A 20,678-nucleotide genomic window follows, 5' to 3' on the forward strand; every position below is an offset into this window, starting at 1 on the left:
GCGGCATACGATCATTTCGCAATTTGATCGGCAGATCTTCGGCGTCCATATTTGTTCGATCAAACCTGGATTTCACACATCGACGGAAGTTTTTGCTCGTCGCCCAGCGACATGGCGCTACGCTCGGCTAATATGCAAATGCTCACTTCCCTCGTGCCTTTACCTCTTTCCTCTTGGACTTCGCGTCCGTCGCGACTAGTTCTTCGATGTCGTAGCTAACCTGCTCAAGTTCATTCTTGATGGGACGAGTCGGTCGGCAGATGACCCGACCCATCGAGGCGAACCCGCGCTCATTCTTGAAAAAATCTCTTAGGGCGATTGCCGAATTACGCGTGATGACGCCTTGCGCAGCGGCCATCAGTAGAAAGCGGCGCTCGATCTGCCCGCATGCGGATAGCGCATCGTTTTCCAGCTTTTCATTTCGCGCGATGTTGGCGTCATAAAAGTCCTTGTCGAAGCCTTCGACGGCAAAAAGCGCAGGACGGATTTTGACGTAGTGGAACAGATCGAAGAAATCATAGAGCTCCGCGACCTTGTGACCGGCGATGTCTCGCAAGGCAGCGTAGAGATACAGGACCGACATGCACGCCTTGTCGAACCTTTGAAAGCCGGAATCCTTGGCCCAGGTCACCTGGTCCTTCTTGAAAGAGGACCAATCCGCAGGCGGTCGCGGAAATTCCCTCTTCCAGCTCTCGGGGACCAAGTCGATCGTTGCCTGCTTGAGGTCGTCGTTGTCGAAAATATCGGCAAAGCGGATTCCCGCGTGCTTGAGTACTTCGTCGAAGCCGACCACTCGATAGAAGTAATACTGGCCGACCTTTTCTTGCCACTTGGCGAAAAAGGCGCCTTCGCTATCTTGCTCCACCAAATCCATGAAATCGTTGGGAATCTTGGGCAGCATGGTAAGTCCCCATCAGTTGAATACTGCAAAGCTAGCTTGTTTCGTCTGTGGGAGGAATAGCAGCTAGAAGAGTAGGATAATCGGTCTATGAACGGGGGTAAATGGCGGGAAACGGCGGGAAACGGCGGGAAACGAGTGACAACCCTTTGCAGAGGCCACAACCATCAATACTGCCCACGATGTAACTGATTGTTTCTAAAGGGGTATCTTTGATTTTCCCCGGAGGAGATGCGAGAACGACGGTGCCAAGGCACCGTCGTTCTCAACCCTGACCGACTGCCGAAACTAGTCTCGCCAAGGCTCGCAACCCAAGGCTAGTTCTGGTGCCAAGGCAAGTAAAGGCGGCAGTCGGTCCAAAAGCGGTGGAAAAGATGCTTGCCTCACCGAATGCCAAACAAAATGCCGGATTTGATGCCTTTCACGCGCTCCACTATCTCGCTGCTTGTGTGCTGTTGCTGAGTGTGTGTACGCCGCATATCGATATGCTCACGTTGCTTCGGCACATGTCTCCGCTTGAGAAATACGGCTTCATTATCCTTTGTCTCGTTGTTGCAGACGGCACGCGCTACTACATGGGCCATGCCTTCGAATATGGTCGTGACTTCGTGAGAAGATTGGCCAAGTTGTGGAAGTCGTTGGCTTGAGGCGTGAAGCCGAAGGGGACTTCAGCCGCGCTCGATCTCTTTACGCAGGATATCGAGCAGCAGCCATCCCATTTTTTGCGCCTACCTGCAGCTTCGAACCGTGTAGCGAAAATGCATAAGACCACCTGGGGTCCGAACTCCATGCGCTGCGCTCGCGCACACGGGTCAGTCTGGAGCCCGGCGCGCTGTTCGCCTTCATAAGCCGCGCTTTCCATTCGCAGCCTCTCTTCTTTGCCGCCTTCCTGCCGAAGGGCGCGCGCCGGTCAAGGCCGCTCGCTTCCTCACCTTCGGCTCGTGCAGCTCCGCGCCTCGCGGTGGCCGGAGGCCAACCTTTGACCGTCACGCTTCGACCCTTCGGCCTTCCGGCCGGCATCGAGGCCGCGATTGGCGCGGGCTCAGTGTCGAAAGGCCGAACAATGTCCGCTCAATCCCGAACCGACCGTATCCGCGATCTCAACGACGCATTCCGCACGACGCTCAAGGGCGGTCAGTGCCTCTTCACTCCCGGCGTCTCCGATATGGGTGTGCCGTTCGCGACTGCCGCCTTGGCAGCGGTGAAGGCGTTCTCCGACTTCGACGCCGACAACGATCCCTACGGCGAGCATGACTTCGGCGCGTTCCGGATCGGCGAAGAGCGCCTCTTCTGGAAGATCGACTATTACGATCTCTCGCTGGAATCTGGATCGAACGATCCCGCCGATGCGGCGCAAACCAAGCGCGTCCTGACGATCATGCTGGCGGAGGAGTACTGACCCGCAATCCGCACCACGGCTAGGCTCGGTGTCGAACGTCACGGACGTATCGGCCTCCGAATGTTCTTGATCGGAATATGGCAATCTTGCCATATTGGAACGGATGTATTCGAAGAACCGAAAAAACCTGGTGCGAAGAACGAAGGAAGAGGCGCCCGTCCGCCGTGGCAGCGGAAGCGTATTTCGTGATATGGGCTTTTCGACATCCACGGCTGCAGAGCTTGGCGCGAAGAGTTTACTTATCGACGCGATCGGCGATACCATCGAGCATCGCAAGCTTACGCAGAAAGAAGCAGCAAAGCTTTGCGACACCGACCAGCCGACGCTTTCGAAAGTGCTTCGCGGGCGTATGGAAAGCGTAACCATCGATCGCCTTGCCGGTTGGCTGACCGCGCTCGGGCGCACCGTCGAAATCCGTGTCCGCCCCTACAATGGGAGCAAGAAGGAGGGACATCTGGTCGCCGTTTTCTAGCGGCCTCACAAACAGCAAACGTGCGCTTTGGCCGAAGGAGACTATTCCTCTCGCATCATTCTCTCCTCCCTGGAGACCGGATCAGCTAGACCAAAGATCAGAATCCAACGCCCGTCGATCCGCATGGCCATCTCTTTGATTCTATTGAGAAAGTTTGCAACCATTACTACTACATCATATTGTGTGTATAATATACTTGCGTGCTCTGTTGAGCGACCGCATCCTGAAACATATTTTGTGTTCTTTCGTGAATCCCTTTTTGCTCGGAACTATTACAGGTGCAGCTACAACAGCCTATCTTATAAGGCTCGTGTATCTGGGGCAGCGTGCACAAGAAGCGTCGCAACAATACCGTGCTACATGCGTCGAAATTTCAGCACGGCTTGAAGCTTCTGAAGCCGCTGACCCGAGCACTCCCAACACGGCGCCGCTTGCGAGTTCTAGCGTCCTCAAACTTTAGCGCTTCGGCGAAACAAGCGCAGGCCAAAGACGAGCATAAAATAGAGGACAATTCCTGCCAAAACGCCCCAGCCCTCAGCAACGGGCTTGGACGTGAGAATCGACACATAGTGAATTCCCATGCCAGCATAATAAGCGATAGGTGCGGCAATGAACCATTCGGCATACTCAAGAAGCGAATTTGTTTGAACCTGCTGCCTTGTCATTCTCTTGAGAAAATCATCCATACTGGTTTGTAGACTCACCGTCTTATCGGTGCGGCTTCGGTCGAGAAGGAGTTGGATCTCAGATCGCAGTTCCACATAACGCCTACCTAAGCGATCTATGAAATCGAAGGTATCGAACAATTTGCGTTTAACAAAGTCCTCATACTGCTGATACCCTTCGACTCGGGTGGACCGGAGTTGTCGCATTAGCTCGATATATTGCGCGACGTAGTAGCGCGAACGCTCCACGCGATACATCAAGCCATCCTCGAAGGCCTTGCCAAGATGCGTGAGCTCAGAGGCGTAGGCCGACGCGGCCACGGGTGTGGTCGAATTTATCTTGCGCTCCAGTTCGCGCATCTTCTCACTGGCATCTGACAACTTCTGAAGGTCCCGCAATGCGGCCAACCTCAGTGTGCCCAGCGTATTTATTCGGTCAACAAGCCGCCCGAGCTGCCAACGAGTCCTGTATGACGGAATAATAGTATAGATCACTGGATCGGATTGGAGCGCAGCGCGGGCATCCGGATTTAGCCGACCTAAAGCAGAAATATAGATAGAACGACTATTTTGAAATAGTGAAACCGTGAATTCTGGCTTGCCATACAAGGTCTCCTCCGGCTGCGATCGATGGAGCTCTTCAATCACAGGCCAGAAGGCATCAACCGAATACAACGCTGTCCTAGAGGCGAACCTGGCGTCGCCTATCGACTGTGGAAAAGTTCGATCTACGAGCGCATCCCCTACTTGGACACAAGCCAATTTGGGCGCGATTGGAGAGCTCAACTCTCCTGGGCCTATTTCGACGCCGAATACGTTGCCAAAGAACTCTGCAAACACGCCTCCCACCGACTCCAAGGATAAGTCATCCTGTTTGGGGAAATTCGTCTCGCAAACAGCGAGGATTCGTGTCGCGACAAGCGCCCGGAACTGATCGACTAGGGTAATTCGTGCCTGACTAAGAGGTATTGGTATCTCCTCCCCCGGTTTCGAAACGATTCCTCCCCAGCGCGACTGAAATCGTTTCTCAACAAATTTAGAAATGCTTCGATACAAGTTAAAGATTGAAAGAGCTTCCGGCCCCGCATCCTTCAAATTTTCTGCCGACAGATCACTAAAATCGCACCAAATGCTCAAAGACCAATACTCGGTATGAAGCGTGGCACGCACCGTGAATCTAAGTCCATGAAGGAGCGCCCGTATCGAAAATACATTGTGCCGAACAAATCGTTCGTGGGTCGGCGTCTTTTCAAATGGTTGAAGTTCGGTGCGCCAGTTTTCAAATTTCGTGTTTGCCACGAAGTGATTTCGAAAGGCGAACAGGCGGGAGGAGCTACGATCGAAGTTCGGCGCCGTAAATTCCTTTTCCAGCGTTCCGCATGTCTGCGCCTCATAATGCATGTGCATAAATAGACGAAACAGGTAGTAGTCGATACTCCTGTGCCAAACATCCTCGGTGACTTTCTCAGGCTTCCACAGCGCCCTATGCCATATAAGGCCAGGCGCCCCCATTACGGGCGCGGGCCGCTGAAGCGCGCCCGCGTTTTGTACTCGATACTGGTCATCCTGGATGAACGGCATTTTCTATTGGCCCCCACCAAAGTAGGCAAGAAAGTCAAAGGCAAGATTGGTCTGTATGCTAGCGAGGTTATTTGGTTTCGCGTCCAATTTTCAAGCGACCTATAACGGCTGTTCGGGGAAACGAATATCGGAACGCCATGGCTAAAATGGGCTAGTGGTAAAGGTAGTCCGCCGAAGAGTGCGGAGGCGTACCTCCGCGCCATCCGCGTGTGCCTGTACTTCCTCCGCTTCCGCCAACGCCCAGCGGACAAGCTATTTCGTAGAGAACGGACGATTTGCTGATTCGCCAGCCGAAACCAATCCGCGTGTTCCCGTCTCAACTTGCGTCGCTGAGTGCAAATATCTCGGCTCAAAAGGCCACGCTTGCGAAACGACATGAAACCTCCCCGCTGGTTGGCTTATTCCTACTTTCCTTTCGATCCAACCGCCACGCTACGGGCCTCCGAAACATGCGCGTTCTATGCGGGCGCGCTCGCCGTCAAAACCGAACAGGGGCCCCCGCCCCATTACGGCAGGGCCTTCGGCTTTTGACCGCTTCGCTTTTCCGCCCGCATGGCCGAACCGCATCGAGGCCGCGATGAGCGTGGCTTCAAAATCGAAAGGAACATCACATGAAGAAAACGACCAAACCCGAAGACAAGAAGCTTCCCTCCTATCGCATCTTCAGCGTCACCAAAGACGGCGAGAAGTCGGTCTGGTGCGAAATCGGCGCTGCGTGGAAGCACAAGGACGGCAAGGGCTTCAATCTTCAGTTCAAGGCCCGTCCGCTCCCCGACGGCGAGATCGTTCTGCGCGAGCCGAAGCCAGCCGAGAACGTCGAGGTCTGATGATCGACCAGCCGGAGCGGTTCGCCGCTCCGGCTTTGCTAGTCCTTAAACTTCAACGCGGATGGAATGCGGCTGATGACCCGGCCAGTCCCGCGTTCCACGAACTCGATATTCGTCAGCATCAAGGTGTCGGTTGTTGCCGAGAATGGAGCTTTCGCGAAGGGGCTGGTGTTGACGGTTGCGCGCACGACGGAATTTCGAGGTGGATTGATAATATCGCTTTGGCTGTCGAGAAACGCGATCTGTATGGCAATTTCGGTTTCGCGCGACAACGTCGCAATCCTTGTCACGAGAAAATCGGCGAACGTAAAATACGCATCCATGAGCAAATTGCGGTGCAAGTTGCCGGTAACGCGTCCCTCGATAATCTGTCCTTCGACAAATGTGGTGTCCGTCATTGTGCCTCTGCCGGTAGAATATCCGGCAACAGGCGCAACTAATAGAACTTCGTCTGTGTACGTCCTATGTATTGATTTGTAAGGGAAATCGGCCTGGAAGGATTAACGGGTCATGCCGCGCCGCGTTACGACCGACGAACTGCTGAAGCGCATCGGAATCGAGCTGGGAGGCGACGAAGAGAAGGCATGGAAGCGGAGACACGATGCCGCTCATGGCAATGATATGGCCCCGGAGGACGCGCCCCCGAGCTAATCCGGGACATCAAGCTGCTCAAGGGTCTCTTCCACCGCATGCTGCTTAAGATCGTTGATGGTAGCGACCGGTATTACGACTACGCCACGCTGGATTATCCGTTGAGGCCATAGCGCGAACCCGTGCCGCCGGCCGAGCCGGTATAACCCCGAAGGTGCGCCGTCAAAACGGGAGACAGCAGTTAGGAGAGAAATGTTTGGGCGCCCTTTAAGGACCGGGCTCTAGGCGCTTCGCGTAAGGATAGAGAAAATGCCATTCCCGCGATACTTACAGCTTTAGGTGGGCTCCTATCCAGCTTGCGATCTGGGCCAGAAGCGGATGGTTGGTCGCGTTTAGAATCATCCCGATGATCGTTACGACCAAGGTGTATTGCATTACGCCGCTACCAAAGGGCTCACTCCAGATTCGAGCAGCTAGCGTCGTCGCCCGGTTTGGGCAGGAACCGCAATCGGGTTTCGCGCCCCTTGTTGACGCTCCGGCAGTCGAAGCTTCGCGCGCCTTGCGCTCCGATTCTTCCCGACGGATCCGTTTCAAAAGTTGGGTGGCTTCGGCTTTCGTGCGCTCGTAGCTCTTTGTCGCTTCGTCAGAAGCTCTTGTTTCGGCTTCGCGCTTTTCTCTTTCGCGGCGCAACTCTTCCGGCGTCGGCTCTAGCCTGACACCCGCAATACCCTGGGAGTTGACATAGACGCACATGACCCGCCGCGATCATGACAGCAGTCACCCGAAATCGTCGTACCAATTCTTGAAGATTTCAAGACAAACCGGCTTCAGGGAGCCGGTGGTGCAATATTCTGGCTTTTATTGGCCCGTCTCGACCGGACGATTGCCGCTACCACGATCGCGGCACCTAGGGTGCAACACGCAATTGCCGCGTCGGCCACATACTCGACCTTCACCGAATCCTTGCCCTGGCGATAAGCTAATATCGCAGGCGCGTTTGTGGCGAGTGATCCGACGGTGAGACCAACGGCGAGCGCACTAACCGTGCGGCCCGGATATCTGTTTTGAGAATCGGCCATATGTATGCGCTCGTTGTCATACTCCTTGGAGTCACCCCTTTCTTGCAAACTGCTAGCAGTTTGTCACTCGGGTCTAAGTAACTCGACAACCACGTACTTTTTGAAAGTATTCGAGGACGCTTTCGGATTTTGTCGCTCGTGTTGTTCCTTTGGCAAAGCCACGCTAGCGGCCTTCCAAAGATGCGTAGTTCTGCACGGGCGCGCGCCGCCATCAAAACCGAACAGGGGCCCGCCCTTCGGGCACCCATTACGGCAAGGGCCTTCGGCTTTTTGACAGCACCGCTTGACCGCCCGTGCGGACGAACCGCATCGAGGCCGCGATGAGCGTGGCTTCAAAATCGAAAGGAACATCACATGAAAAAGACGACAAAACCCCAAGAGAAGAAGCTTCCCGCCTATCGCATCTACAGCGTGACGAAGAACGGCGAAGACAAGTCGAACTGGTTCGAGATCGGCGCAGCGTGGAAACACGGCGACGGCAAAGGCTTCGGCCTCCAGTTCCGGGCCCTCCCGCTACCCGGCGCGGAAATCGTCCTCCGCGAACCGAAGCCGGTAATCGTCGGAGACGACAAGTGAGCCGCGCCGCGAATAAGGCTTCCGGCCGTTCTCCCCGCCGCAAGGCGGGGAGGGCTGCGCCGAAAAAGCAGAAGGTTCAGCACTTCATGCTCGCCGTTGACGGGCAGGAAATGCGGGTGAGTTACACTCCCAACTGGTCCGACGGAGAGTTCGCCTACGGACATTTCGAATTCCGAAGTCGCCATGAACCTGCGAGACGGATTCCCATCAGCGAAACCGGCTACTTCAGCCACTTCGCGCCAATGGGCGATATCCTGGTGGCGGAGACGCCGCAGGACTACGCCCGTTCCTACGTCGAAACCGTTATCGGTCTTGGCCGAAAAGGAGCACATGGCGACAATAGCCAGCTCTCCCTGTTTTAACTCGGTAAAGCCGGAGCGGTTCGCCGCTCCGGCTTTGTTTTCGCGTTCTAAATCGCTGATCTGGCACGGTTTGCATGAAAGTAAACCACGGCGGCTTCTTGCAGCTATAATCCTCCGGCAACCCCCGGAGACCCATGGCCTGTCCTCCACGCGTTATTTTTCTGCCCGGCCCCGTCGAAGAGCCGAAGAGGCCGGACGAAACCCCAAAGGGCGAAACCGGCAAGCATGGAGTCCATGGTGCAACAGAGCCGCGTCCGAACGGACAGTTCGACGGAGGCGAAGACCCTGACAGCAAGAGGACTTATCCATCACAGGGTCGCGGCGGACGCGAGCGCTGGATCGGCGACAATACCTACGACCCCGAATTCGAACTCGAATTTCCCCATGCGCGCCGCGACCGCACACGCCGCCGTCGCTGGTCGCAGCCTCAGCCGATGCGGCTCCGCTTCTGATAGTAGGGATTGGGATCGGCCCTGCTCTTCCACACCGGGTTGTCCCAATAGTTCATGCCAAAGAACGGCACCGGCTTCATGCTGCCTGCGACGAAGAGGATGCCTTGTCCTTCGCCCATATCAAGAAGCTCCTGCGGCAGAAACACGGGCCGCCCGAACTGCTGATAAGTCAGCCCTTCATTGGAGCTTTGGTTTTTCGGCGAAAGGCTGTCGCCCGTATTGTAGCCGAGCGCGACTTCCGTTGCCTTCGTCGCGCGCTCGCTCATCCAGCCGGCGGTAGTGAGATCGTTCGGCGCAAAGCCCTGAACGATCCCGGCGTTGGCGACGAAGGTTTCCCACCGTTCCTTGTAGAGGGCTTTTAGCTGGGTCAGGTCTTGCAAGATCGGCCAGACCTGGACGCCGTATCCGCGCACGAGACCGAGCGCATCCTCGATTGGCGGCAGATGGTCGAGTTGCGCGAATTCGTCGAGGATAAAAAGCGTTCGCAAGCCTCCGGGCGAATAAAGCGCGCGGAGCGCGCTGACGATCACGAGCCGGAGCCAGACACTGTGCGTCCGCATTTGCTCGGCGGGCAGTATGAGATAAACCGTCGTCGGCTTTTTCTTGAGCGCGCGGAAATCGACATCGTTGCGCGCTATGTTTTCGCGCAGCGGCAGCGAAAGTATCCACTGCGTTTGCGAGTCCGCCGACGACTGAATGCTGGAGATTTCATTGCTATCCCTCCCAAATCGCGAGGCGAGGCTGGCGATCTCGTATCCGCCCTCGGCCACCATCTGCTCGATTGTCTTTCGTAAGCCCCCTACGAGTTTCTTTTTGCCGTCGCCATCCGGCTCGTGCCGATCTCCCTCCGTCAGCATGAAGCGGACATTGCCGAGTTGGGGCACGCGCTTCTGGCGGTTCGCCAAAATGCACTCCCACATGATGAGGGCGATAACGAGACTTCGCGCGCTCTGCGTCCAATGCGGGTCGTTGCCCTCGATCTTGATGAGCGCTTCGCCAAGAGCGGCCGCATCGTCGAAGAAAGTCCGAGACGAAGGATCGAGAAAGGCAAGCGGATTGAACCCGGACGAGGGGATGCCGAGAACCCCGAACGGATTGAGGATCAGCACGTCGCCGATACTGTGGCGGTATCGCGCCGTGATGGCGGCAAGTTCGCCTTTCGGATCGATGACGATGATCGACCGCCCCGTGATCGAGAGAAGATTTGGAACGAGGACGCGCGTTGCCTTGCCTGACCCGTTCGGCCCGAAGAGCAGCAGGTGACGCTCTCCCTCATAGGTGAGTTCCGAACCAAGGCTTCCATCTTCGTGGCGATATCTGCCGAGATAGATGGAATCGGGCATCGCTAGCGCTTCGACTTTAAGGCCGCGAGCGCCTCTTCTTCCGAAGCCACGCGCCCGCTGCCGTGCGCCTTTTGCTCCGCGACCTGGCCGAGCCCCGCGCGTAGCGGCGAAGGGTCGAGGACTTTAGCGCCGGGTATGTCCTGAAAGCCGGATTGGTAGACGACCTCGACAGCGGCAAGACGCAAAGCAGAGATCAGCGGGGAGATTGCAGCTAAAGCCGCCAGACCGCCCGCCAGCCACCAAACGCCGAACGGCTTGGTGGCAAAGATGCCAACCGCAATCCCTGCGGCGATGGCAGTGGCGGCAGACATTTGCAGCAAATCCCTGCGCCGGTCGGCCTTGACCACAGCTTCTTGTTCGACCCTCTGCTTGTGCGTCGTCGGGCTATAGATCGGCTGGCCCCGATTGACGTGTTCGACCTTTTGACGCTCACCCCGCTCATCGATGATCCAGCCGAGCGATTGCCGCCGGACAAACGGGTAGATCGAAACGGCGCCGCAGAGCAGCCCGACGAATATCATCGTGGGGAGGAACGCGCCGTTGACGGCGGCAGAGATCGACAGGAGCAGAAAGACGGCAATCGCCCCTCGGGTGTACCCAGTAACTTGTTGCCAGAAATTGGTGGACTGCCCGCTCATCGCCAACCTATCGCAATATAATTACTCGCTTTTTCATACGCCGCTATTCGCACGTTACCTTTTTTTGGGCCCGCAAGTATTTCTGGTCTGGTATAAATCCCACATGCCGAGCGACCGCCGGAATGTGAGGTGACTGCCCTTCCTCACACGTCGTATCCCCCTAAATTTGGGGGTGCGATGCTCTGGTTCAAAAACTCAAAGGAAGGGTAGATTCGGAAAATAAGATTGAGGGCAAGCCATGCGCGGTAATACGCGGCGCAGTCCCGGCAGTGCCGATCCTGCTTGCGCTCCGCGCGGCTTGGCAGGGGCTCTCCGGCCCCGTGCACCCCGGCCAAGAGGAGCCTTGCCCCTCGTTGGATCACCCGCGCGGGAACGCTCCGCCTCCCGCCCCACAGGCCGAAGGGTACGCCCCCTCGGCGCCCGCGCTCAAGGAGCCTTGCTCCCCGAGACCCCAGCGCGGAGGGGGCCCAGCCCCCTTCCGCACCACCCCTACATGGGATGTTTCCCATGACGAGCGGCAGCGAAAAGCGGGTTCGCACCCGCATCTTTCCGATCCGGCTGTCCGATGAGGAGCGCGCCATCGTCGAGGCCAAGGCCGAAAGAGCCGGTCTCACGCCGAGCAGCTATGCGCGCCAAATCCTTCTCGACGCACCTGCGCCCCGGCAGGTGAGGCGCCCGCCGGTCGAGCGCCGCGAGCTCGCAAGGCTCCTTGGCGAACTCGGCAAGATCGGCGGCAACCTGAACCAGCTAGCCAAAGCGGCCAACCAGGGCCTCACCGTCTACCAGAACGAAATCCTCCTCGCGCTTGGAGGCCTGAAAGTGGTTCGCGAAGCCATACTTCGCGCGCTGGGCCGCGAGCCATGATCATCAAGGGCAAATCGCGCGCAGGGCCCGCAGCTCTGGCAAAGCACCTCGGCAACGCGGAAACCAACGAGAGGGTCACGCTTCTCGGCACACGGGGAACAGTCGCCGAGGATCTTCGCGGCGCGCTTCTGGAAATGGACGCCTACGCGGCCGGAACGAGATGCGAGAAGTCTCTTTATCACGCGGCGATCAGCCCCGGCCCGCAATATCGGCTGACAGAGGAGCAACGAGAACAGGCCTTCGATGCTTTGGAAGCGAAACTCGGATTTGAGGGGCATGCGCGCGTCGTTGTGCTGCACGAGAAATTAGGAAGGCAGCATTTCCACGTCGTGTGGTCGAGGATCGACCTCGATCAGATGAAATCCATTTCGGACAGCCACAATTATCGGAAGCACGAGGAAGTCTCCCGCGAACTGGAAAGATTGTTCGGGCATGAGAAGGTACAAGGCGCGCACCATGAGCGCGACGGCGTGAAGCGCCCCGACCGCACGCCGAGCCGTTCCGAACTCCGGCAGGAAGAAAGGACGGGCATCAAGGGCAAGCAGGTCAAAGAGGAAATTACGCAGGTGTTCCGCTCCGCCGACAACGCAGAAACGTTTCGGGCGGCCCTTGAAGATGCAGGATACGTCCTTGCCAAAGGCGACCGTCGCGACTTCGTGGTGATCGACCGTGGCCGCGGTATTCACAGCCTTGCCCGACGCATTGATGACATTAAAGCTGCCGAGCTTCGGGGATTTATGTCGTCGATCGATCGTGAAGCATTGCCCGATATCGAGAAGGCGAAGGAGATAGCCGCAAGCCGCCGCGCCGCAGTTGAGGAACTCGAAGAGGTGAGATCGAAGAACCTCCAGGACAAAGCTTATGCGCGCGGGGACGACTACGTTAGTCAAAGCAGTGCCGCCCAAAAGGATCACAAGAAGCGTCAAGCCCGACTCAATGAGCAGGGAGAGGCGATAAGAATGTTCGACTACGGCGACCCCGATCGCCAGGAAGAAGAGAAGCAAAAGGCGCGGCGTTCGGAGGAAAACGACCGAAGGCGGCGCGACCAGGAAGACAAAGACAAGAAGGCTGCACCGAGCGAAGGGCGCGGATCAAAGCAAAACACGAAGGAGCCTCCGGGCGAAGTTACCGATCAAATGGCGCGCGCTTTTGAGAAGTTGCAGGAGAAGGAGGAAAGCGGCGATGGCCATGACGACGACCCCGACCGGCAACGCGAGGCTCCCGGTGGAGGCCGCACCCGGAGCCGCTAAGGGCAGCGTTTGGCCAATGCTGGAAGCGGCTTTGCGGGATGGGTTTGCATGGGCTCCTCAAAATGAGTGATGCCATTCGGACGTTATTCCGAGCTGCCAGTTCGAATTTGACCATGCGGCATTGTTCGAGCCTTCAGCTATCGCAGCGCTGGCCATTCATCCGTGTACAGAGTAAACACTATGGCCGATAGTGTTCACTTCGGATTCAGCGAGTCAATGGGCCGATTTGGCTTTTGAAAAAATTTTCCTTCAGTGTTTTGCGATGCAGTTGTCACTTCATGATAAATTGGGCCGGAGAAAATACCTGACTCCGCAACAGCGGGCCGAGTTTATTCGTGCCGCGCTGCGCAAAGGGGGCGCGCACGGATCATTCTGTTTGGTACTCGCGCTAACTGGAGCCCGGATTTCAGAGGTTCTACGGCTTACATGCGCTCGGGTCGATGTCGATGATGCGGCCATAATATTTGAGACATTGAAACGCCGATCTCGGGGCGTGTTTCGAGCGGTGCCCGTTCCCGACATGGTAATGCGAATGCTGTGCAACGTGCACTCGATCCCGAATAGAATGAGTGCCGATGCGGGAGATCGAAGACTGTGGCCTTGGTGCCGCACAACCGCATGGAAATGCGTCAAGGATATTGGCGTTTCGGCAGGGCTCCCGAGGCAACTTGTTCAGCCGAAGGCCTTACGACACGCATTTGGCATTAATGCCGTGCAGGAGAAAATTGCGCTGACGCTTATCCAAAGATGGCTTGGTCATGCAAAAATTGAGACCACAGCGATCTACGCTACACCAATTGGTGATGAGGAACGTGCATTAGCGAAGTTGCTGTGGTCCGCATTGCCTACGGAGACTACTGGACGCAAGAACCCCTAGTGGCCTCACCTGAGGTCGGCGTCCGTTATCGAAACGGTCTCCGGTTGAATTCCGCTCATGTCGCCAACAGTTCGTGCCAACCCAAAGAATAGCAACATCAGCTGGCGGAAGTGAGCCAGGGCATCGACATACGATCCATTCGGATCGGCTATCGGGTCAAGCGGCACTCCAAGATGGATTTGATAAAATTCCTTCCCTTGAATGTCGATTGTATTTGCGGTCAACCAACGATCTTTCGCGATCTTGTTGATAGGCGCGCTGTGAATGATCAGATTCCGAAATCTACTAAGGCGGGCCAACCAACCGTCGCTGCTAGATTCGTCGCACATCTTCAGCACGAGGTCTTGAATAGGCGTCTGATCGGGCGGAAATTTTTTGAGCGATCCATACAATTGAGCCATCGTTCGAACATCTTTGGCTTTGAGAAAATGAACAGCCATAAATTGCGCCAAATAGTCCCGCGCTGAACAAATTTCTGCGAGGAACGAATGAAGTGCCATGTAGAGCTCGAAAATTCGGATATTTGCGAAGCGGCGTCCGGGCACAACATGTTGCTTGGTTGCTTGAAGATTCTGGAAGGCATATTCGCGGCAGATATCCCGCATTCGTAGACTGGCGGTTAGGAGAGAGAACGAGATGGATCGTGCGAGCTCTTCTAGTTCGACGTTTTTTGCATTGTGCGATGCGTAAGCGATCCCATTCCAGAAATCTGAAGGGGATTTGCCGTCAGCACTTTGGGGGAAGACGTGCCATACGGAATAGTCGGGGCCTACCGACTCCCATCCGAGAAGATCCAAGCCAAACTTCCGAAAGGCTGTGGCGTAACCTCTCTTATCCTGAAGTTCGAACCGAATAAGGTTGCCCTTGGTATCCGGCGCAATGAAGAGACGGCCGTCCTGGTGTGTGCCTGCTGTTAGGCCGCCGAGGAGATACAATACGTCAGAAATCGTAACCGTGGATTGGGTGATGGTCATGGCGGCGCCATAAATAGACCCTGTAAAACTAGCCCCAGATCAACGCATTTCACAGTATGGATTCCGCGTTGCGCGATCAATGAACACTATCGGCCATAGTGTTTAGCGGTTTTTCGCAAACTGGTAGGCATGTGGCCGCCCAAGACAACCGCCAAGCACTCATGGAGAGATGCGATGGCGATCTTGCCTTTCTGGAAGTCGAACCGGATTTTGGGCTTCCTTGATGAGAATACCCACGCTTCGTTTTTTCCAAAATCCGATATCCCAGACTATCCGCATGCAGTTCCGGGTGAGTGGGTAAGACTTCGGTCCGGCGACATCGGGCTCGTGCTCAAGCGTGAACGCGACGGTGCCCTGCTCACCGCGGTGCAGAGCTATTCAAATCTTCGAGGAATGAGCGCCGAACTGGCGAGGCCGGCCTACGAGGGTCTGCTAGGAGCCACAGCGTTTCTTCTCGGCGTTCCCATAGTGATCTTTCTGCTTAGGGATTATATCTTTCGCGCGTTTGTCTTCCTCGGGCTGATCAATAGCTGGATCGCGCTGATTCTTATCGGTATTGGCGGGTATCTAGCACTCCAAGCTCTGCTGACCATCCGCGCATATTTTCAGAAATATTCGTGGTGGAAGCGACTCGATCGGACGGTCGCGCGATATTCCGGGTCGTGATTGTCATGCGACCCGATCGATCGCAATAAGTAAGCTTCCCGAGCGGGAATAAAGAGGCGGATTTGGCCGCTATCATCCGAGGATGTTACCGATCGGGAATGTTTCGACTGGGTCCGGATGACGAGAGCCTCGCGGAAGGGAAACGGCTTCTATCGATCATTCGTCACGGCATTTATGATCGATAGGATTATTTCTATCGATCACGTTCTATCGGTCTATACGGATTTCCGTATATCCGCCGTTTATACGGAAATCCGTATATCGCGCGACGGCGCCGAATTTCCGGCTTGAATTCCCCGCCTAGCGGCGTATGCGGATTTGTTCATGCCACGCGTTTTGCCTCGCCCGATTATTCCTCCCCTTGTTGCACTTCCGGCCGATCCCCATCCGATCGTCGCGGCCTGGATCGAACATGCCAGAGCCGAGGCGCCGGAATGGTTCGAGTCTCCAGGTATGGCGCTGCATCGGCGGAGGTGGCGGATACAGGACGCATTGCTCAAGACCGCCGAAAAGCGCGGACACAAAGTGGGGCACCCGAAAGACGGCGTGTGGCCGGTATGGCTGTGGATCGGCGGAGAGCGTGTGGACTGGTCGATCTACGAGCGGGACAGGTTGCGGAAGATCCCGCTGACGAAGGCGGAGCTCAAGAGCCCGTTCAACACACCCGGTAGAACGTGGAAGCAGATCGCGGAGCCCTCCGGACTTTTCACGATCACGATCTCTGCCGAGTACAATGGGAAACGCCGTCTCGACGAGCAGCCCCGGCGCCTTTTCGAACGCCGGATCGATGCTATCGTCGACAAACTGGAGGCTGCGGCGGCGCGCACGGTCGAGGGAAAGAAATGGCAGGCCGACTTCGAACGGCGGCAGCGGCGACGCGCATATAGGCGCAAGATAGCGGGCATCGAAGCCGACCGCTGGGAGCGATTGCGGGAATTGTCCGCCGCGTGGAACGAGGCCGAACGGTTGCGCGCATTTGTGAGTACAGTCGAGCAGCGCATGAAAGACCTGACGCCGCGTCCGCCGCGTGTCGATGCCTGGCTTGGTTGGGCGCGCTGGCGCATCGACGATCTCGATCCCCTTGCCGAGGATACGGAAGCCGTATTTGCAAAGGTGATACAGCGGCCTCGGCCGATGTCGGAATACGAACGGGAATTCGGCGAGGAAGAAGATGACGAAGAATGATCGGGTTTTTCGTTGTAGCCGAGGATCGGCCATCGGGACGGCCTTGGAGCTCGGATCGGTTTACGAATTGCCGAATTTGCGGCGATGATCGCCGCAAATTCTCGATTTCTTAAACCGCACTGAGGCACGGCCATAAGATTTATATAGCCAGAAAATTCGCCTTTTGCTATGGCTTAAGGGGAGAAAATTCTACTTTACCCCCGAATCCGAGGCTTAGTGGCCAGAAATTCCCTCGACGACCTGCCCGAAACATTCGTCTCGACGACCGGCACCAGCAGGCTGGTTTCCAAGGCCGTCCGCGCGGGCAAGGTTCGGCGGCTGGCTTCCCGCCTTTATACCAAAGACCTGACTTCAAATCCCGAATCCCTGGTGCGCGCCGGTCTCTGGCAGATCGTTGCAGGCTACTTTCCCGACGCGCTGATCGCCGACCGCACGGCCATCGAGGGCGGCCCCGCGCGGAACGGGTCCGTCTTTCTCGTGTCGCAAAAGGGCCTGAGCGATATCGCCTTGCCGGGTATCACACTGAAACCCCGGCGCGGAGCGCGCGCCCAGCCCGGCGATCTTCCCTTCATGGGTGTCGTCCACTTCTCATCGCGTCCGCGCGCCCTTCTCGACAATTTTGCGCAAAGCCGAGGAAGAGGTTCTGTCTCCCGCACGCTATCGAAAGCGGAAATCGAAACCTATCTCGACAATCTTCTGCGCCATTCCGGCGAGGATGAGCTGAACCGCCTGCGTGACGAAGCGCGCAAGCTCGCACCGCGGATCAAAAGAGAGAAGGAATTTGCCGCGCTCAATGGAATGATCGGCGCCCTGCTCAACACCAAGACCGACAAGCTGCGAACCCCATCTGCTCGCGCACGCAGGAAAGGATTGGCCTACGATCCGTCGCGTCTTGCGCTGTTCGAAAGCTTGCGTGCCGAGTTGCACCGCTCGCCCCCGCTTGCCAGGCCCGAAGCGCCAGGCGACGGCACAACTCTGCCCTTTTTCGAGGCCTATTTCTCCAATTTCATCGAAGGCACTGAATTCGCGGTGGATGAGGCCAAGGCCATCATCTTTGAAAATCGTATCCCGAAGGCCCGGCCGCAGGACGCTCACGACATTCTGGGTACCTATCGCATCGTCGCCGACAAGAACGAAATGAAGCGCGTGCCGCAGACCTTCGCTGAATTCGAGCGGCTGCTGAAGCGCCGCCATGCCGAAATCATGCACGCACGGCCCGACAAGGCTCCCGGACAATACAAGGAGGATGCCAACCGTGCCGGCGCGACCATGTTCGTGGCACCGGAACTGGTTCGCGGAACCCTCGACCAGGGGTTCAAGATATTCAAGACCCTGGAAGTGCCGCTGTACCGCGCGGTCTTCATGATGTTCCTCGTTGCCGAAGTCCACCCGTTCGCCGACGGCAACGGCCGCGTGGCACGCATCATGATGAATGCCGAGCTTGTTGCTGCCAAAGAGCAGCGGATCATCATTCCGACGATCTATCGGGCCAACTATCTCAGCGCCCTGAAGGCGATCTCCAACCGCACCAGCCCCGAGCCGCTCATCCGGATGCTGGACTTCGCCCAGCGATTCTCACTGACTATCGATTGGACAGATTTCCGCCGTGCCGAGGCCGAACTCAAGGCGGCCAACGCCTTCATGGACAGCACCGAAGCCGAAGAGCGCGGGATAAGGCTGCGACTGCCGGAAACAGGCGCTGCCTGATGCGACCGCAATTCACAGCTGTCGGAATGATTGCGTCCGCCAAACCAGTCTGCCCGACCCTTTTCGGAAATGCTGTTCACTCAACATCATCCTGCTTTCGCCTTTCTGCCTGGGGCCGGAACCTCCAGCGCGCGTGCCGACGACTTGAGCCAGCGGGCGAGTTGTTTCGCGACCCGATCAGCCTGCCTTTCCAAGGCACATTCCCAGACGATCGCCACGCGCCATCCATCACGACCGAGCCGCTCCCTGACGAGGGAATCCCGGGCAAGTGTTCCTGTGAATTTGCTCTGCCAGAATTCGACATTCGACGAGGGCATCGTTGCAAATCGGCACCCCCTCGTGCCGGTGCCAAAAGCATCCGTGAACAAACACGGCAGCACGGTATTTCGGAAACACGAGGTCCGGTCGCCCCGGCAGGGATCCGACATGGGTCCTGTATCGGAACCCGAGCGCATGGATCAACTTTCTGAGTTGCAGCTCAGGCGCCGTGTCCCGGCCTCGTATCCGCGACATCATTCGCGATCTTGTCTGCCTGTCCACAATGTCTGCCAAGTTTTTTCCTCGTGTCTCTGTTCTTCGATCACAGACTCCGACCTGTCTATCTGCACATGGATTCGCACAAGTCGCGCGGGAAGAGAAGCGCGTTCATGAAGGCATCCTACGCAGTTGTTGACCTATTCGCAGGTCCGGGCGGTCTTGCAGAAGGCTTTGCAAACGTCAGACAGGATGATCACCGGCCCTACTCCATCGTCCTGTCTGTTGAAAAGGACGAACACGCGCACAAAACCCTGCTGCTAAGAAGCTTTCTGAGGCAGTTCGAGGGGGCCTTCCAGCCGAATACTATCAGTTTCTGAATGGCAGACTCGATAGCGAACCGGACTGGAAGAAGCTGTATCCGGAACAGTGGGCGACCGCCTGCCGCGAGGCGCTCCATCTCGAACTTGGAAACGCGAAGCAGATTTCGGAGCTGGACGGGCGACTCGATGAAATCCGAAAAGAATACGGCGACAGAATAATCCTGATCGGAGGTCCGCCTTGCCAGGCTTATTCTCTTGTCGGCCGCGCCCGCAACAAGGGCATCGAGGACTACGTCCCGGGCGACGACAAGCGACACTTTCTCTATCAGGAATACATCCGGATACTGAAACGTCTGCAGCCGGCAGCGTTTGTCATGGAGAATGTCAAGGGACTGCTTTCGTCCTCGATAGATGGCGAAAAGATATTCGAGAAGGTTCTCGACGATCTGGCGCATCTGGGCACGGGCAGACACAGCTACAAGCTCGTTCCGCTCGCGCCGAAGACAAACGGCTCCGCGCCGAACAGCAAGAAGAAGAAAACTCACGCAAACGATTACGTCGTCCGTGCGGAAGATTTTGGCATCCCGCAAGCGAGACACCGCGTCATTCTGGTTGGCATTCGCAAGGACTGTCTCGGCAATTCCGACAGCATCGAACGCGCGCTTCCAAGGCGTTCCGCGAGGGAGGTTGCTGTTCGTGCTGTTCTATTGGGAATGCCGAGGCTGCGCAGCGGATTGAGTGAAACAAAGGACACAAAGCAGGCCTGGAAGAAGGCAGTCCGCGACGCCATCACGGCCGTTGCAGGCCTCGACCACAACCTCTCGGGCAAGGAATTCGACCGCTTCACACAAGAGGTCGCGTTATATGCGAGGAAGGCCAAGGGTTCCCGTTTGCCGCGATCACGAACCAAGTCAATTCCGGTCGGAATTGGCCGTACCTGTCCGCGAAAACTGAGAGCCTGGATCGTCGACCCGCATCTGAAGCGTCTGCCGAATAGCGAGACGCGCGCTCACATGAAGTCCGATCTCAGGCGGTATTTCTTCGTCAGCGTATTCGGAGAAGTGACTGGCACATCGCCAAAGGCCGCGGATTTTCCCGATGCACTTGCACCAAAACACGAAAACTGGGGTTCGGGTGATTTCTCAGATAGGTTTCGTGTCCAGCTTTGGGACCAACCTTCGACGACGATCACTTCGCACATATCGAAGGACGGCCACTATTTCATTCATCCCGACCCTCTGCAGTGCCGAAGTCTGACCGTCCGCGAAGCCGCGAGGCTCCAGACCTTTCCAGACAACTACCTTTTCAAGGGAAATCGGACGCAACAGTACGTGCAGGTCGGCAATGCGGTGCCTCCGTTCCTGGCACAAATCATCGGCGAATCTGTACTTCGACTACTGGGTCATACCATTGAAAGGAAACGAAAAAAGAGACGCGGACCCGAACAAAAACAGAAGTAAGCATTTCAGGGATGC

21 protein-coding genes are annotated in these 20,678 nt (G+C 56.8%); 12 read left to right on the forward strand and 9 right to left on the reverse strand.

The genetic code is table 11. The features are described 5' to 3' along the window. Positions 1 to 142: 142 nt before the first annotated feature. Positions 143 to 901 carry a hypothetical protein gene (locus WDM86_09095; GenBank protein ID MEI9990181.1) on the reverse strand — a complete coding sequence of 253 codons (759 nt, stop codon included), beginning with the start codon at positions 899 to 901 and terminating at the stop codon, positions 143 to 145. A gap of 323 nt (positions 902 to 1,224) precedes the next feature. Here WDM86_09095 and WDM86_09100 point away from each other — a divergent pair, with 323 nt between their 5' ends. The 3 genes from WDM86_09100 (at position 1,225) to WDM86_09110 (ending at position 2,769) form a co-directional block, all read left to right on the forward strand. After that, entirely contained in the window at positions 1,225 to 1,545 is a 321-nt protein-coding gene (locus tag WDM86_09100; protein ID MEI9990182.1) for a hypothetical protein, read from the forward strand. Positions 1,546 to 1,877: 332 nt separating this feature from the next. Next, the gene (locus tag WDM86_09105; GenBank protein ID MEI9990183.1) at positions 1,878 to 2,297 is read left to right on the forward strand and encodes a DUF3768 domain-containing protein; all 420 of its coding nucleotides are present in this window, start codon (positions 1,878 to 1,880) and stop codon (positions 2,295 to 2,297) included. A 103-nt stretch (positions 2,298 to 2,400) separates the two neighbouring features. After that, positions 2,401 to 2,769, forward strand: coding sequence for a helix-turn-helix transcriptional regulator (locus WDM86_09110; protein MEI9990184.1), 369 nt, complete (start codon positions 2,401 to 2,403; stop codon positions 2,767 to 2,769). A 449-nt stretch (positions 2,770 to 3,218) separates the two neighbouring features. On the opposite strand, the gene WDM86_09115 is transcribed toward WDM86_09110, so the two are convergent. Beyond that, entirely contained in the window at positions 3,219 to 5,015 is a 1,797-nt protein-coding gene (locus tag WDM86_09115; GenBank protein MEI9990185.1) for a DUF3422 family protein, read from the reverse strand. 611 nt (positions 5,016 to 5,626) lie between these two features. On the opposite strand from WDM86_09115, the gene WDM86_09120 reads away from it, so the two are divergent. Continuing rightward, a complete protein-coding gene (locus WDM86_09120) occupies positions 5,627 to 5,842 on the forward strand; it encodes a hypothetical protein (protein ID MEI9990186.1) in 216 nt (71 codons plus the stop codon). Between the two features lie 38 nt (positions 5,843 to 5,880). Here WDM86_09120 and WDM86_09125 read toward each other — a convergent pair whose 3' ends face one another. Both WDM86_09125 and WDM86_09130 read right to left on the reverse strand, forming a co-directional pair. Then, entirely contained in the window at positions 5,881 to 6,240 is a 360-nt protein-coding gene (locus WDM86_09125; protein ID MEI9990187.1) for a hypothetical protein, read from the reverse strand. A 520-nt stretch (positions 6,241 to 6,760) separates the two neighbouring features. Further along, positions 6,761 to 7,186 carry a hypothetical protein gene (locus tag WDM86_09130; GenBank protein ID MEI9990188.1) on the reverse strand — a complete coding sequence of 142 codons (426 nt, stop codon included), beginning with the start codon at positions 7,184 to 7,186 and terminating at the stop codon, positions 6,761 to 6,763. 680 nt (positions 7,187 to 7,866) lie between these two features. Between WDM86_09130 and WDM86_09135 the strand changes: the two genes are divergently transcribed. Both WDM86_09135 and WDM86_09140 read left to right on the forward strand, forming a co-directional pair. Beyond that, complete coding sequence (locus WDM86_09135; GenBank protein MEI9990189.1) at positions 7,867 to 8,088, forward strand: hypothetical protein; 222 nt, start codon at positions 7,867 to 7,869, stop codon at positions 8,086 to 8,088. After that, positions 8,085 to 8,450: a hypothetical protein gene (locus tag WDM86_09140; protein MEI9990190.1), complete on the forward strand. Its 366-nt coding sequence runs from the start codon at positions 8,085 to 8,087 to the stop codon at positions 8,448 to 8,450. The genes WDM86_09135 and WDM86_09140 overlap by 4 nt, the downstream gene beginning before the upstream one ends. 427 nt (positions 8,451 to 8,877) lie before the next feature. Here WDM86_09140 and WDM86_09145 read toward each other — a convergent pair whose 3' ends face one another. Continuing rightward, positions 8,878 to 10,245: a type IV secretory system conjugative DNA transfer family protein gene (locus WDM86_09145; GenBank protein ID MEI9990191.1), complete on the reverse strand. Its 1,368-nt coding sequence runs from the start codon at positions 10,243 to 10,245 to the stop codon at positions 8,878 to 8,880. Between the two features lie 2 nt (positions 10,246 to 10,247). Next, entirely contained in the window at positions 10,248 to 10,883 is a 636-nt protein-coding gene (locus WDM86_09150) for a twin-arginine translocation signal domain-containing protein (protein ID MEI9990192.1), read from the reverse strand. Between the two features lie 507 nt (positions 10,884 to 11,390). Between WDM86_09150 and mobC the strand changes: the two genes are divergently transcribed. Further along, positions 11,391 to 11,747: a plasmid mobilization relaxosome protein MobC gene (gene mobC / locus WDM86_09155; protein ID MEI9990193.1), complete on the forward strand. Its 357-nt coding sequence runs from the start codon at positions 11,391 to 11,393 to the stop codon at positions 11,745 to 11,747. Continuing rightward, entirely contained in the window at positions 11,744 to 12,997 is a 1,254-nt protein-coding gene (locus tag WDM86_09160; GenBank protein ID MEI9990194.1) for a relaxase/mobilization nuclease domain-containing protein, read from the forward strand. Before mobC ends, WDM86_09160 begins: the two co-directional genes overlap by 4 nt. An 882-nt stretch (positions 12,998 to 13,879) precedes the next feature. On the opposite strand, the gene WDM86_09165 is transcribed toward WDM86_09160, so the two are convergent. Beyond that, the gene (locus tag WDM86_09165; GenBank protein ID MEI9990195.1) at positions 13,880 to 14,848 is read right to left on the reverse strand and encodes a hypothetical protein; all 969 of its coding nucleotides are present in this window, start codon (positions 14,846 to 14,848) and stop codon (positions 13,880 to 13,882) included. Between the two features lie 174 nt (positions 14,849 to 15,022). Here WDM86_09165 and WDM86_09170 point away from each other — a divergent pair, with 174 nt between their 5' ends. The 3 genes from WDM86_09170 (at position 15,023) to WDM86_09180 (ending at position 18,406) form a co-directional block, all read left to right on the forward strand. Continuing rightward, on the forward strand, positions 15,023 to 15,514 hold the full coding sequence (locus WDM86_09170; protein ID MEI9990196.1) for a hypothetical protein: 492 nt from the start codon (positions 15,023 to 15,025) through the stop codon (positions 15,512 to 15,514). 324 nt (positions 15,515 to 15,838) lie between these two features. Next, positions 15,839 to 16,699: a hypothetical protein gene (locus tag WDM86_09175; protein MEI9990197.1), complete on the forward strand. Its 861-nt coding sequence runs from the start codon at positions 15,839 to 15,841 to the stop codon at positions 16,697 to 16,699. Between the two features lie 216 nt (positions 16,700 to 16,915). Beyond that, positions 16,916 to 18,406 (forward strand): Fic family protein, encoded by a 1,491-nt coding sequence (locus WDM86_09180; protein ID MEI9990198.1) that lies wholly within the window; start codon positions 16,916 to 16,918, stop codon positions 18,404 to 18,406. Positions 18,407 to 18,634: 228 nt separating this feature from the next. Here WDM86_09180 and WDM86_09185 read toward each other — a convergent pair whose 3' ends face one another. Further along, positions 18,635 to 18,922, reverse strand: coding sequence for a hypothetical protein (locus tag WDM86_09185; protein MEI9990199.1), 288 nt, complete (start codon positions 18,920 to 18,922; stop codon positions 18,635 to 18,637). Positions 18,923 to 19,145: 223 nt separating this feature from the next. Beyond that, positions 19,146 to 19,520, reverse strand: coding sequence for a hypothetical protein (locus WDM86_09190; protein MEI9990200.1), 375 nt, complete (start codon positions 19,518 to 19,520; stop codon positions 19,146 to 19,148). On the opposite strand from WDM86_09190, the gene dcm reads away from it, so the two are divergent. Continuing rightward, positions 19,428 to 20,663 carry a DNA (cytosine-5-)-methyltransferase gene (dcm, locus tag WDM86_09195; protein ID MEI9990201.1) on the forward strand — a complete coding sequence of 412 codons (1,236 nt, stop codon included), beginning with the start codon at positions 19,428 to 19,430 and terminating at the stop codon, positions 20,661 to 20,663. The two genes, WDM86_09190 and dcm, sit on opposite strands and share 93 nt — an antisense overlap. The last annotated feature ends 15 nt before the right edge of the window (positions 20,664 to 20,678 follow it).

Origin of the sequence: Rhizomicrobium sp. (genome assembly GCA_037200045.1) — a bacterium.
Classification (GTDB): domain Bacteria; phylum Pseudomonadota; class Alphaproteobacteria; order Micropepsales; family Micropepsaceae; genus Rhizomicrobium.

Coding starts and splice junctions, on each gene's coding strand:
- WDM86_09095 (MEI9990181.1), bottom strand. CDS start 901: ATGCTGCCCAAGATTCCCAACGATTTCATGGATTTGGTGGAGCAAGAT.
- WDM86_09110 (MEI9990184.1), top strand. CDS start 2,401: ATGTATTCGAAGAACCGAAAAAACCTGGTGCGAAGAACGAAGGAAGAG.
- WDM86_09115 (MEI9990185.1), bottom strand. CDS start 5,015: ATGCCGTTCATCCAGGATGACCAGTATCGAGTACAAAACGCGGGCGCG.
- WDM86_09120 (MEI9990186.1), top strand. CDS start 5,627: ATGAAGAAAACGACCAAACCCGAAGACAAGAAGCTTCCCTCCTATCGC.
- WDM86_09125 (MEI9990187.1), bottom strand. CDS start 6,240: ATGACGGACACCACATTTGTCGAAGGACAGATTATCGAGGGACGCGTT.
- WDM86_09130 (MEI9990188.1), bottom strand. CDS start 7,186: ATGTGCGTCTATGTCAACTCCCAGGGTATTGCGGGTGTCAGGCTAGAG.
- WDM86_09135 (MEI9990189.1), top strand. CDS start 7,867: ATGAAAAAGACGACAAAACCCCAAGAGAAGAAGCTTCCCGCCTATCGC.
- WDM86_09145 (MEI9990191.1), bottom strand. CDS start 10,245: ATGCCCGATTCCATCTATCTCGGCAGATATCGCCACGAAGATGGAAGC.
- WDM86_09150 (MEI9990192.1), bottom strand. CDS start 10,883: ATGAGCGGGCAGTCCACCAATTTCTGGCAACAAGTTACTGGGTACACC.
- mobC (MEI9990193.1), top strand. CDS start 11,391: ATGACGAGCGGCAGCGAAAAGCGGGTTCGCACCCGCATCTTTCCGATC.
- WDM86_09160 (MEI9990194.1), top strand. CDS start 11,744: ATGATCATCAAGGGCAAATCGCGCGCAGGGCCCGCAGCTCTGGCAAAG.
- WDM86_09165 (MEI9990195.1), bottom strand. CDS start 14,848: ATGACCATCACCCAATCCACGGTTACGATTTCTGACGTATTGTATCTC.
- WDM86_09170 (MEI9990196.1), top strand. CDS start 15,023: ATGGCGATCTTGCCTTTCTGGAAGTCGAACCGGATTTTGGGCTTCCTT.
- WDM86_09175 (MEI9990197.1), top strand. CDS start 15,839: ATGCCACGCGTTTTGCCTCGCCCGATTATTCCTCCCCTTGTTGCACTT.
- WDM86_09185 (MEI9990199.1), bottom strand. CDS start 18,922: ATGATGTCGCGGATACGAGGCCGGGACACGGCGCCTGAGCTGCAACTC.